This window comes from Treponema sp. (assembly GCF_045641405.1).
GTDB lineage: Bacteria > Spirochaetota > Spirochaetia > Treponematales > Treponemataceae > Treponema_D.
Window position 1 is genome coordinate 23229 of the sequence record NZ_JAZUGX010000057.1, and the last position, 12807, is coordinate 36035.

Genomic DNA, 12807 nt, shown 5'->3' on the forward strand with positions numbered 1-12807 from the left:
GATCCATGGAAAAGAACGTAAAGAAAGGCAAGCTTGTTGTAAAACTTCTTCTTACCATTGCTATTGCTTTTATCGCACTTAACGCAATTCAGCTTTTTGTAATTTCAAGTTACACAAAGAAAGAAATGAAGATGACATCAGAAGATGCCTATTCTACAATGACAGAACTTTTCAGTAGCCAGATTACTGCAAAGATTGATGAGTATAATGCAGAACTTGCAACTTATACAAAGAACCATATTAATAGAACAAAAGACCCTGCCCAGATTGTCAGCTGGCTTCGTGAAAACGCAGACATTCGTCCGGAAGACTTTGACTATGTTGCTTTCGTTGATAAGGACGGTAACTTTGATTCAGATATCGGATCACATACAAACGTTAAGGATCGCGATTACTATCAGGCAATCATGGTTCAGAAAAAGGATTTCTACGTAGACAATCCTGTTAGTTCAAAGACAACAGGAAAGACTGTTCTCCATGTCTGCCGTCCTGTTGATGTAAGCGGAGACAGAATCGGATTCTTCTGTGCTGTCATTCTCATTGAACATTTGAGCCACATTGTTGACGGTGTTCACGTTGGAAAGACTGGTATCGGAACGCTTTATTCTTCTGACCATAATCCAATCGCTACATCAGGCAATATGGACAGCATCCAGCTTGCACGTGCTGACAAAGTTAATTCAGCAAGAATCGACGCTCTTATTGAATCTTTCAATGGAAAGACTACTGTATTCTATGAAAAGCTTCCAGAAGAAATGATGTTGATCTATGCTCCAGTTGATCATACAAAGTGGTACATGACTTTCGTTATGAACGCCAACGAAGTTTTTGCTACATCTAACGCAACTTCAAGACTTATCGTTACATTCAGCATCATATCAGCCTTTGTTCTCCTCATAATTATCGGTATCCTTATCAACAGTGCAATGAAGCCTCTCATGATTGTTGAAAAGGCTATCAATGAAATTGCTACAGGAAATGCAGACCTTACAAAGAGAATTGAGCTTAAGGGCAAGAACAACAACGAAATCGGCCGCGTAGTTGAAGGCTTCAACAACTTCTCTGAAAAACTCCAGGGAATCGTTTCTACAATGAAAAATTCAAAGAATGATCTTGATCGTTCTGGTAGTGACCTTAAGGCAAGTACGGAAGATACAGCCGCTTCAATTACACAGATTATTGCAAACATTGAAAGCATGGGTAACAGCATCAACGCTCAGTCTGACAGTGTTCACCAGACAGCAGGTGCCGTTAACGAAATTGCATCCAACATTGAATCTCTCAACCGCATGATTGAAGGTCAGAGTGCAAGTGTAACTCAGGCTGCTTCCGCAGTTGAAGAAATGATTGGAAACATCAACAGCGTCAACAATTCTGTTGCAAGAATGGCTACATCATTCAATGACCTTGAACGCAAGGCTACGGAAGGTGTTCAGAAGCAGGAAGACGTTAATTCCAAGATCCTTACAATCGCCAGCGAATCTGAAGCACTTCAGGAAGCCAATGCCGTTATCTCTTCTATCGCAGAACAGACAAACCTTCTTGCCATGAACGCTGCAATCGAAGCTGCACATGCCGGTGAAGCAGGTAAGGGATTCTCGGTTGTTGCCGATGAAATCCGTAAGCTTTCAGAAACATCTTCAGAGCAGACAAAGACAATCGGTGATCAGCTCCAGAAGATCGCAGCCAACATCGAGGATATCGTTAAGGTATCTAAGGATGCAGCAGAAGCCTTCGCTCTCGTTTCAAGCGGAATGAATGATACAAGCAACCTTGTTCAGGAAATCAAGAATGCAATGGACGAGCAGACAGAAGGATCTAAGCAGATTTCCGAAGCCCTCGGCCACATGAATGACAGCTCTGCACAGGTTAAGAATGCATCTGAAGAAATGTCTGAAGGAAACAAGGCTATCCTTGAAGAAATCAGAAACCTCCAGGATGCAACAACATCTATGAAGAGTGGAATGGATGAAATGTCGACTGGTGCTACAAAGATCAATGAAACGGGTGCTGCCCTTTCTGGTATCTCACAGCAGATGGCAGATGCTATCGAAGACATCGGTGCTCAGGTAGATCAGTTCAAGGTATAATTCACTAAAGTGAATTATACTTTGTGGCACCAACTGATTCAGCCGCAGTCCGCGTCTGTTTTCTCTGCGAGAAAAACATCAGTTGGTGGGGTTTTAGAGTTGTAAAGCGATAGAACCTTAAACTGACAAGAACTAATTCGCCCGCAAGTATGCGGGCGTTTTTTATTTGGGCTTTAGTCTTTTTCTTAAGATGGCAAAACAGATTGCATGGACTGTAAGGGTGATGATCCATGATATTGGATAGGACATGTAGATTGTTTCCGTTGCATGGAACCTTGGTATCTGGAAAACTGTTGCAAGCCAAGCGATGCGTAGGATGCACGATCCAAGAAGGGATACGATCATTGGAAGCACAGAATAACCTATTCCTCTCAATGCCCCTACCAGTACATCCATTATTCCACATAGGCAGTAGGATGTAAGTATGACCTTTAGACGATCCATACCTGCTTCAATGACATTCGGGTTTTCTGTGAATAGACCAAGTATGCATCTACCCGAAATGAAAAGAGAATAACCTGTGATGATTCCTGCAGAAATTACGCAGAGCAATGACATGAAAAGGACCCTGTTGATTCTTTCGTATTTCTTTGCTCCAAAACATTGGCTTGTAAAACTGATGCTTGCCTGATAGAAGGAATTCATCGCGAAATAGACTATGCCTTCAATGTTCTGGGCTGCGGCGCTTCCTGCCATGACGACTGATCCAAAGGAATTGACCGATGACTGGATGACTGTGTTTGAAAGGGCAAATACCACCCCCTGAAGTCCTGCTGGTAGACCGACTTTTAAAATATGAATCAAGTTCTTTCTGTCTATGGCAAGCTTTTTGAATGTCAGTTTTATGGAACTTTCTTCTCTTTTAAGACATCTTAAGATGAGGATGCAGGAAACTGCCTGGGAAAGAATGGTCGCAAATCCAACACCAGCTACGGACATTCTGAAAACTGCAACAAAAAGAAGGTTGAGGATTACATTGAGTATTCCTGCAGACAAAAGGCAATAAAGAGGTCTTTTTGTATCTCCTACGGCGCGTAAGACCGCACTTCCAAAATTGTAGACCATCATGCTGGTCATGCCAGAAAAGATTATCCTTAGGTAGAGGACAGCCTGTGGGAGAACATCCTTAGGTGTAAGCATAAGGGAAAGAAAGAATGGAGCTCCTATGATTCCAAGAATCGTAAGTGTTATTCCACTGATAAAGCCAAGAGCTATTGAAGTGTGGACGGCAACTGAAGTTTCCTCATCCTGTTTACCGCCAAAATATCTTGCAACGACGACATTTGCTCCAATTGAAAGTCCTATGAAAAGATTTGTGATAAGATTGATCAATGCTGAATTGGAGCCGACTGCAGCAAGGGCAGTGTCGCCTACGAATTTACCTACGACAACAATGTCCGCTGCATTGAATAGAATCTGAAGTATGCTTGAAAATACAAGCGGGATGGCAAACAGAAGGATCTTTGAAAGGACAGGTCCTTCCGTCATGTCCATTGTATGGTCTTTGTCCTTTGTTCTGTCCATGGAATAAATCTATTATTTTGATGTCATTGTATAAACACCATCCCAGAGTGGAGGAATGCCTTTCTTGATGTAGATTGCACAGCGCTTCATGAATACTTCGGAAGATTCGTCTGCAGGATAACATTCCCTTGCTTTCTTGAAGTATGCATAGGCGGTCTTCAATTCATCGATGCTCTTTTTCTGCTCTGGAGTATTGCTGCCCATCAGATAATATCTCATTCCCTCGTTGAAGAGTGCGGCGGCTTCAATCTGTGCAGAATCCATCTCCGACTTCAATCCCAGGATGTTGTGTATCTGGACTGGTTTGTTTACATTGACGACACGGACATAATCCATCTTTCTTGCAATCAGTTCACCTTTGTGTATTCCAGAATCTGCGGCCTGCCATGTTGAATCGGAACACATTATCCATGTGTTGTAGGCCTTGTTTGTTCCTTCAAGGCGGGAGGCAAGATTGACGTTGTTTCCCATGATGGTATAGTTAAGCTTTTTGTCTGTACCCATGTTGCCGACAACCATGTGCCCTGTGTTTATTCCAATGCGGGAGTGAAGGTAGAAAGGTTCACCTGTTTCCTTGATTATAGGAAGCTTGTTTCTGTTTTCTTCGTTGTAGAGTTCTTCTGCCTGCCTCATTCTTATTCCTGCAAGACAGGCGTGGTATGCATTTTCTGGATCATCTACAGGAGCACCAAAGAATGAAACGATTTCATCACCGACATATTTATCGATTGTTCCATGGCAGGTCATGATTGAATCACTTAAGGCACCAAGATATTCATTGAGGATTGAAACAAGACGAACAGCTCCATTGCCTTCGCCTTCTTCGTTGTTGATGACTTCCGTGAATCCAGAAAAAGTCTTTACATCGGAAAAAAGAGCCGTGATGTTTTTGTTTTCACCTCCGAGCTTTGCAGTGTCGGGATTCTTGATGATTTCATTGACGACTGCAGGAGCAACATAGGCTCCAAATGTTGACTGGAGGAATTTCTTGTCTGCGTTTACAGCGCGGAAGTTCATGATCACTTCACTGATGTAGATAAGACCGCACATTACAAAAGGAACTACCGCAGGAACATAGATTCTGAATAGAATCATAAGGCCTGCAAAAACCGCAACTGGAATGATTATGTAGAGGACTCCAAAAACATTCTTCCAGCTTGGACTCATCTTTAAAGTAAGAAGAAGGATGATAAAGATGAAGCTAGAACAGGCTGCGATTCCCCAAATAGTATCCACCTCTGTGATGAACTGTTGCTGTAGAATCGTATTTGCGACATTTGCGTGGGTACCGAGATTTGCGTAACGTTTGATGAAAGGTGTAACACCTAGATCTGTACTTGATGTAGCGCAGTTTCCGATGAAGCAGAAGGAATTCTTTATCACTGACCTCAAGGTTTCTTCATCCTTGAGATAGTGGTCTACGCTTGAGACAAGCTCTGCGATAAGAGGAACGCTTTGCGAACTCTGGATTGTTGAAAGTGAGTCTGTAAACTCCTTTAGGTTCTTGAAAAAATCGTTTCTTGCAAAGAAGTAAATGTTGTAATCCGCGTTTGTAAGGCCTCCCTTGATGGGAGTTCCGTCTTCTGTAAAGCCACGGCACTTAAGAAGGATGTTGTTCTTGTTTTTTGTAAGGTTCTTGTATTCCGAATAGAAATAGTTTGTGTTCAGAAGATAGTCGGCGTCTTCTTCGGAAAGTGTGCTTAGGTTTGCATTGTTTATTTTAGCAAGGTTTTCGATGATGAGTCGTTCCGCAAGGTCAAGGTTGTGGAGCATGTAGACTGGAACGTGTCTGAAACTTTCGTAGTAGTTGCCGTGAAGCCAGTTGATGAGCATGCGGCCATGCTTGTCCAAAGGAATTTTTATGTCCTGTTTTTCTTCATGTCCTGGAACCTTGCATCCGTAGAGGATGAGGGCATTTTTTGTTCGTTCCATTTTCTGGACATCCATGAGTCTTGCGAGAGGAGCAAAGGCAAGCTGACCTGCGAATTTTCCGTCATGAAAGTTAAGTAGCTCGACGCGGCGACGGATGCCATCCCTGTCAACAACAACGTTGGTAAAACCAACCCCGTTCCCACGGGAAACAAAGCGTTGCATCGCAGGGGTAAAGCTTCGTTCAACCGTGTCGTCCTCTTCCTTTGTTGAAAAAACATTTCCTGTATGTATCAGGTTAAGCGGGTCGTCAACATTGTCAAAAAGGAACCTGTTGTGTGTGTATTGAATTTCCTCTGGTTCTCTTTTGATGGCGAGATTGCGGAAGTTTACGGTCAATGATGTGTTTCCAAAAAACTGGATGCATCGTGCAAAGTAATCGTCGTAGTCCCTTGAGAAGTCAGAAGTAATGTCCCTCTGCATTTCGTAAAGTATACCGTCGATCTGGTCCGACATCATGGCAGAGGCTTTCTGCTGTGCGTTTACTTTGGTTACGATTCCAGATTCAATATCACCTGCAAAATTTGAGACGGAGGTAGCAATGTTTTCTTCTCCATTGGCGAAAGTTTCCAGTACTGTTTCCTCAAGGTTTTCATTGATACCTTTTGTGGATGAGGAAAGATATTCAATATCGAAGATTGCCTGCTTTGCGCCGAATTCCTTCATCCTAAGAAGGGCATCTCCAATTATGTCGCGGGTCCATGGCCAGGCACCGATGCGTCCAAGGGATTCATCGTCGATGTCGATAAGGACTATATCCTCGTTGGTTTCTATTTCCTTTGAAAGTCCAAGAATGTAGTCGTATAGACGGTAGTCAAGTCTTTGGAACATGTCGAACCTTGCAAGGAGAACTGCTATTCCTGTAAACACCGCAAGGAGAATTATTCCAATCATATTTGAAAGCGCCGAATTCTTGCGCTTGTTTTTTTCTTTGCTTTTCATGGTTAAAAAGTATATCATATGGAAGAAATATTTTACAGTTTGGGGATAGTGTAAAAATGACTTCAAGAAGACTTTTGCAGCTTGGAATGGCTTTTCTTTTTGTGACCTTAAGTTCATGCGGCAGAAATAAATCGGAACAGACCGTCATCATGTCAGGAGACGTGATTGAAATTCAGCCTGTGGATGTAAGGTCAGATAAAAATCAAGGCGTTAAATGGTCAGGAGATGAAGGTACTGTTTTTGTCATCTTCGGCTATGGTTTCAATGACAAGGAATTCTATGCAAAGGCTGAATCGGTTCTTGCTGAAAAATACGGGCTTGCTGAAAATGGAGGACTTGTAAAGTGCATAAGATTTCCTGATGATCTTCATAATAGAATTTCAAATTTCCGTGATCTTGCAGACTCCAGCAATGTGCGTGGCATAGTGGTCTTTGGAGCTCCAGAGGGATGCCATTATACATTCGCCAACATCCGTGACGGCAGGGACAACAATCCAAATTTCAATATTTTTTCTTTCTTTCCTCAGGATGATATTCTTGGTCAGGAAGGAACCTGTAGCTTTGTTCTTGACCATGAAAGCTCTGGGACCTTGGAGGCTGAAGAACAGGGACAGGTTATGGACAAGGATATCTTTGACATCATTGTTTCGGCTGTCCGTTATGCCGCAATTCTTCCAGGAGAACTTCCTTCTGACAATGAGCTTCATGCCCATGTTCAGGCCATCATTGGCAAAAGAAAGGTCCATCGTTTTGTTGATGGAGAAACAGGAATTCAGGCAAGAAACCATTTTGTTATCGAAGCTTCGGAGTGAGATTTGAATACATTTAAGCAGGATAATTTGACGAATCTTCTTGGAACACAGGAGGCTATAGATTCCCTTGCAAACAAGGATAAGGCAAGACTTCTTGTGGTCTCAGATTCCCATGGGAATTTTTCAATTCTCAGGAACATCGTAGAGGAGTTTGGAAAGGAATGCGACGGCATGGTCTTCTGTGGTGATGGGATGGAAGATATATCACGGCTTGTGGAGATCTCCGATTCTGTTCCGCCAGTTCTTGGAGTGGTTGAAGGCAACAACGATCCTGACAGCTATACGGTCAACGGAGAAAAGATTCGGGTGCCTCTCAGCTGTTCCCTTATTGCTGCGGGCCACAATGTTTTTTTCACCCATGGCCATAGGTTTTCTCTTTATGAAGGACTTGATGGAATAAAAGAAGTCGCTACAAGCATTGGATGCACGGCTGTTTTCTTTGGACATACGCATGTTGGTTTCAGTGCTCTTACCTCAGGTAATGTTTTTGTGTTGAATCCTGGAAGCTGTTCAAGACCAAGACAGTGCCAGCCGCCATCCTTTGCCATCGTGGATATCGATAGGGAAAAAGAGCATTATGATGCTGTTTTCTATCAGGCAATTCCTGGTGAACGTAAGACTTTCATTCCTGAGTCGATTTTTTTCTGAGGTATTATAGATGAGCATCAAGATAGTCATTGGAACAATTGCAATTTTAACCTGCATTATGGTTGCTGTTTTTCAGTCTAGGAAAACATGGTTTACCATGGGTGCTGCCTTTCTTGTACTTGTGCTTGGAACATTTATCCCTGACAGTATTTTTCACCTGCCTGAGGATATCCTTGCCTTGGATGGAAATGTCCATAGGCGTTCCTATGCTTTTGTCCATGCCTTTACGGAGGTCATCAACTGGAACGCTGTTCTCCTTTGTCTTGGAAGCATGATGCTTTCTTCTGTTCTTGCCCATTCAAGGGTAGCTGCACACATCGGCTCAAGTCTTGCAAAGAGAAGTTCAAATGCCTGCGGTGCCATCGTTTCCATTCTTGTGGTATCGGCAATAGTCTCTGCTTTTGTCGGGAACATAGCAGCGGTACTCATAATGGTTCCTGTGGCAATTTCCTTCTGCAAGGGGGCTGGAATAAGGCCTGGTCGTCTTGTTGCTGCGGTGGCAATGATATGTAACGTTGAGGTTGCCGCTACTTTGTCAGCAAGTCCTGAATCCGCCATGTTTGCTGGTTACTCTGGATTTCGTTTCAATGATTTCTTTATCTTTGACGGAAGGGTCTCATTTTTTGCCATATGTCAGGTAGGCATGATCGCAGGCTGTGCTTTCTTCTATTTTATATTCTCAAAAAGCAGAAGGAACAGGATGGAAGTTCAGGTGGTGTCGATTCTTTCGTGGACTCCTTCCATCATTTTTGGTGTCATGATCGCAGGTCTTTCTGTCATGTCATATTTCAGAAACCGTATGCAATGTTCTACAGGACTCTATGTTCTATTCATCGGCATGGTGTCCCTTATGTGGTTTAAGGTGACCCAGAAAAAAACTGCAGCTGAGATTGCAGATGTTCTATTAAAGACAGAGTGGAAGACAGTTGTTTTTCTTTTAGGAACATTCATTCTTGCTGGTGCTGTCAGGGAAGTAGGAATCATGTCCGATCTGGTGAATGTTGTTTCAACCTTTGCAGGAGATGTTAAGGTCACGGTTTTTGTGATTCTTCTTGTAGTTTCCCTTCTTGTGTCTGCTTTTGTAGATAACGTAATCTATGTCGCAGTAATACTTCCCTTTGCTTCAGTCTATGCTCTTGGAATTGAAGCGGAGCCTGAACTTTTTACATTTGCTCTTCTTCTTGGAAGTTGCATCGGCAGCAGCATCACTCCGCTTGGGTCTTCCGCAAACAAGACTGCGTCAGATATGCTTAAGAATGAAGGTGAGAACTATACCTTTGCTGAATGGTTAAAGACAGGAATTCCCTTTGCCGTCGTGACAGCACTTGTTTCTGGATTCTTCCTTTGGAGTGTCTGGAATTAAGCGTTTACGCTGACAACAGCACCTGCTTCTGGCATGAGACCTGCAAATCCGTATGTTGCAGGCTGTGCTGTGTTTGACATGGCAGACTTGATCTGCTGCTGGTATTCCTTTATGAGAGCATCCTTCTGTTCCTCAGACATTCCAGAAAGTTCTTCCTCTGAATGAGTTGTAGTTTTCTGCTTCATTGATACAAGCTGATTAATGAGCGTGTTGAGGATCCTGACCTTGCTGAGTGGAACTCCGTTCTGTCCGCTTTTTGCAGCAGTTCCATGAACATAGTCCAGCTGAGAGTAGATTACAGCACTTGGCTTTACAGGAACAAAGAGCGATCCTGAAGAAGTTGAGAAAACATTGTTGTATGATGCTGCGTTAAGATTTATTCCGTTTGAAAACATAATCCTACCCTCACTTTTATTATCGGAGGGGGTAGAATTTTGTTTAGTGTTTTTTACAGTTTAATTTAAGTAAATCAATAGAATTGTTTTGTCCATTCCGTGATTCTTTCTTCCAGCGTTGAATTGTTTTTTGCTCCGTTGGTGTTTGTGCTGTCTGCTAAATAGGGAAGAATTACGTTTGCCTTAAGGCTTTCCCATCTGTATGGAAGAATGTTTGGCAAAGTAAGGTATTCTTCTGGAGGCATGTTCCCGAGAAGCTGTCGATAGAAGGCAGGATAGTATTTTTCGTTTACATCATGTATGGAAGAGAATCCTCCTGCAATACCAAAGTTGACGCTGTCAAGCTTCATGCTCTCTGTGCGTTCAATGAGCTTCTGCTGCGTTTCTTCCTTAAGGAACCAGGAAATAAAAATTTCTGCCTGATCAGAATGTTCTGCGCCCTTGTATATTCCCATTGTGATTATGTCATCCTCTACTGGAATTTTATCTCCTTGAACGATCCATCGGAAAGAAACGCTTGATGATTGTGCATCGGTAAGCGTAAAGAGATTGTCGCTTGTAGTATAGGCAAAGAGGCATCTTCCAGAAGTGACCTGCCTGTAGAAAGGCATGTAAAGATAGCGGAACTGGAAGTTCTGTTCTGTTGTCGTGTCAGTGTTGCAGAAGGAAGTCCAATATTTTATCTGATTTATGGAATTGTGCATTGCTTCCTCATCCCATAGAAAGCTTGTGCCTTTTTCACGATAGGATGTACCGTTGAGTTTTGTAAGGGTGTAAAGGAATTCGCTGTCCCAGGAAGGTCCAAAGCCCATTGCGGTGTAGGCCTCCTTGTCGTTTCTGCTGTTGAATTTTGTGGCGATTTCCTTGATGTGTTCAAAGTCCAGGTAGTGGTCATTTCCAACAAGAGATTCATTCTTTCTGCTGAAGATCATTGCAGGCAGATTAAAGCTTACTGGTAAAAGGTATTGCTTTTCGTTGATGCATCCATAGTCCAAAAGCTTTTTGTAGAACTGTGTCTTTGAAACGCTTTTTTCCGCAAAAAGATAGTCGATGGAAGTAAAATATTTTCTTGTAAGGGAATTCTTAAGCCAAGGACCTATGATGATGTCTGGAGTCAGTTCATCCTTAGAAGGAGGAAGCGCGCGGGCAGGTTCTTTTTTGTATACAACGACTGCCTTTGTTTTTTCGTGGGTGGCGTTGAAAAGTTCAACATAGGAAACTATTTCCGTGTTGTTTGTCCATATGATAACAGTCTTGTCCTTTGATTTCGCACAGGAAATGAATGCGAATGGAACCAAAAGACAGGCAAGTTTAGCAATTATTTTCATAAAAATATTTTAGCAGAATTTTTTGAAATAAGGAACGGAGGATATAAAAAAGGCTGCCCGCAAAATTGTGGACAGCCCGTTTTCATTATGAATTAAACTGAATTAGTTTTTACCCATTTCGTCTGCAACCTTGTAGATTGCGCTGTAGACTACTTCGATGTTTTCTTCGTCTAGGCTTGAGAAAGCAACGCGGAGTGTCTGTGGGTCAATCTGGATTGTTCCGATTCCGTGTTCCTTAAGAAGCTTAACGCGGAGTTCTTCTGCATTGATTTTCTTTGTATCGAATGACATGAAGTATCCCGAGTTAAATGGAAGTGGCTCAATGTAGTCGCTCTTGTGCTCGTTAACAAACTTGCGGACGATTGCATAGCGGCGTTCAAGAATCTTGCGGAATTCCTTCTTTTCATTTTCAATGTTGCCTGCCTTGTATCCCTTGAGGATGAGAGACTGGCTAGGTGTTGAAGCACATGAAACTGAAGAACGGATTGCAGCCATAAATTTTGTTGTTAATGCAGTAATCTGATCTTCTGTAAGTGCTTTTGAAGCAAATGTAATGAAACCAGTTCTGAATCCCCATGCAAAATCTTCTTTTGTAGGACCATCAGCTTTAATTGCCAAAACATTTTCATGAACATCAGCCATATATGAGAAAAGTGACTGAGGTTCAATATCATCCTCGTAGTTCAATCCAAAATATGCATCATCTGAAAGAACCATTACTTTTTTGCCGCTTTCAGCAATTTCTTTTACAATGCGAACAAGTTCTTTAGCTTCATCTTTTGTTGGGCTATATCCAGATGGATTCTGTGGGAAATTCAAAATAATACGAACTGAGCCATATTTTTCAGCATCAGCTTTCATTGCTTTTTCAATTCCAGGAATATTGAATTTTCCATTTTCAAAACATTTGAACTGATGGAATTCAGCCCCTCGACGAGCAGAAGCAATCAATTCATAATTGTCCCAACTTGGATCTGCCGCGAGTAATGGCTTATCAACATCAACAAACAAGTCACAAACATATGATAAAACTGCTGTAAGACCAGGAACCAAAATTGGCATTGAGAAAGTTTTATTCTTTAAATCTGGATTCTTTTCGATAATTTTTTCTTTCCAAAGTTTTCTTACATCAGGATTACCTGCAGTTTTTGCATAAGCTACAGTTTCTCTTGGTCCCAATGTTGGCATCATTTTTTTATATGATTCCAATTCTATTGGAGTGCCATTTGCAACGGCCATACCAATTGTACCGTTTGCTAAAGAAGCATCTTTTGCAGCTTCTCCACCCTGAGAAATAATACCGTTTGGAAAATAAAGACGCTTTCCTAAATCAGACATGAGAGCGTCTACAACAGAACCTTTTAATGTGTCGTTTAATTGTTGTGCTAATGGATTAATCATGATGAGACAAATTATTCTGAATTTGCATAAAATTGTCAAGAATATGCATAAATATAGGTAAATAGTGCATATTTATACAATAAAAAGAGGCAGTGTAATAAGTATTTGTTAGAAATTGTTAAAAAATTTAAAGAAAAACTTGCCGATTCTCCATTTTTTTTATTAGATTTTATATATACAGAATAAATTGGGATTTTATGGCTCATATAGTCACAGGATGAAAATTAATGTGTCAATTTTACTCAGTGAAAATTATGTGTTGTGAAAAGTGTGTCAAAATGACTCAATTTGTTATCAAAATTAGATAGACACTAAAAAATTTCCCAAAAACAGTGCTTTTTTAACTCAAATTTCCATTAAATAATTATATTTTAT

Annotated in this window: 9 protein-coding genes; 4 read left to right on the forward strand and 5 right to left on the reverse strand. The window is 41.6% G+C overall.

Going from position 1 to position 12807, the window contains the following annotated elements:
• The first annotated feature begins 5 nt into the window (after window positions 1–5).
• The gene (locus ACKI39_RS08975; RefSeq protein ID WP_407399736.1) at window positions 6–2090 is read left to right on the forward strand and encodes a methyl-accepting chemotaxis protein; all 2085 of its coding nucleotides are present in this window, start codon (window positions 6–8) and stop codon (window positions 2088–2090) included.
• Between the two features lie 162 nt (window positions 2091–2252).
• On the opposite strand, the gene ACKI39_RS08980 is transcribed toward ACKI39_RS08975, so the two are convergent.
• Entirely contained in the window at window positions 2253–3614 is a 1362-nt protein-coding gene (locus tag ACKI39_RS08980) for an MATE family efflux transporter (RefSeq protein ID WP_407399738.1), read from the reverse strand.
• A 12-nt stretch (window positions 3615–3626) separates the two neighbouring features.
• Window positions 3627–6485: a CHASE2 domain-containing protein gene (locus ACKI39_RS08985; protein WP_407399740.1), complete on the reverse strand. Its 2859-nt coding sequence runs from the start codon at window positions 6483–6485 to the stop codon at window positions 3627–3629.
• 56 nt (window positions 6486–6541) lie between these two features.
• Between ACKI39_RS08985 and ACKI39_RS08990 the strand changes: the two genes are divergently transcribed.
• The 3 genes from ACKI39_RS08990 to ACKI39_RS09000 are packed head-to-tail and all read left to right on the forward strand — an operon-like array spanning window position 6542 to window position 9308.
• Window positions 6542–7297, forward strand: coding sequence for a hypothetical protein (locus ACKI39_RS08990; protein ID WP_407399742.1), 756 nt, complete (start codon window positions 6542–6544; stop codon window positions 7295–7297).
• A gap of 3 nt (window positions 7298–7300) precedes the next feature.
• Entirely contained in the window at window positions 7301–7945 is a 645-nt protein-coding gene (locus ACKI39_RS08995) for a YfcE family phosphodiesterase (RefSeq protein ID WP_407399744.1), read from the forward strand.
• Window positions 7946–7955: 10 nt separating this feature from the next.
• A complete protein-coding gene (locus ACKI39_RS09000) occupies window positions 7956–9308 on the forward strand; it encodes an ArsB/NhaD family transporter (RefSeq protein ID WP_407399746.1) in 1353 nt (450 codons plus the stop codon).
• Here the strand turns inward: ACKI39_RS09000 and ACKI39_RS09005 are convergent.
• The 3 genes from ACKI39_RS09005 to ACKI39_RS09015 all read right to left on the reverse strand — a co-directional run bounded on the left by ACKI39_RS09005 (window position 9305) and on the right by ACKI39_RS09015 (window position 12432).
• Entirely contained in the window at window positions 9305–9703 is a 399-nt protein-coding gene (locus tag ACKI39_RS09005; protein WP_407399748.1) for a hypothetical protein, read from the reverse strand. The genes ACKI39_RS09000 and ACKI39_RS09005 overlap by 4 nt on opposite strands.
• Window positions 9704–9777: 74 nt before the next feature.
• Window positions 9778–11031 (reverse strand): hypothetical protein, encoded by a 1254-nt coding sequence (locus tag ACKI39_RS09010; protein ID WP_407399750.1) that lies wholly within the window; start codon window positions 11029–11031, stop codon window positions 9778–9780.
• 102 nt (window positions 11032–11133) lie between these two features.
• Entirely contained in the window at window positions 11134–12432 is a 1299-nt protein-coding gene (locus ACKI39_RS09015) for an aminotransferase class I/II-fold pyridoxal phosphate-dependent enzyme (protein ID WP_407399752.1), read from the reverse strand.
• Between the last annotated feature and the right edge of the window lie 375 nt (window positions 12433–12807).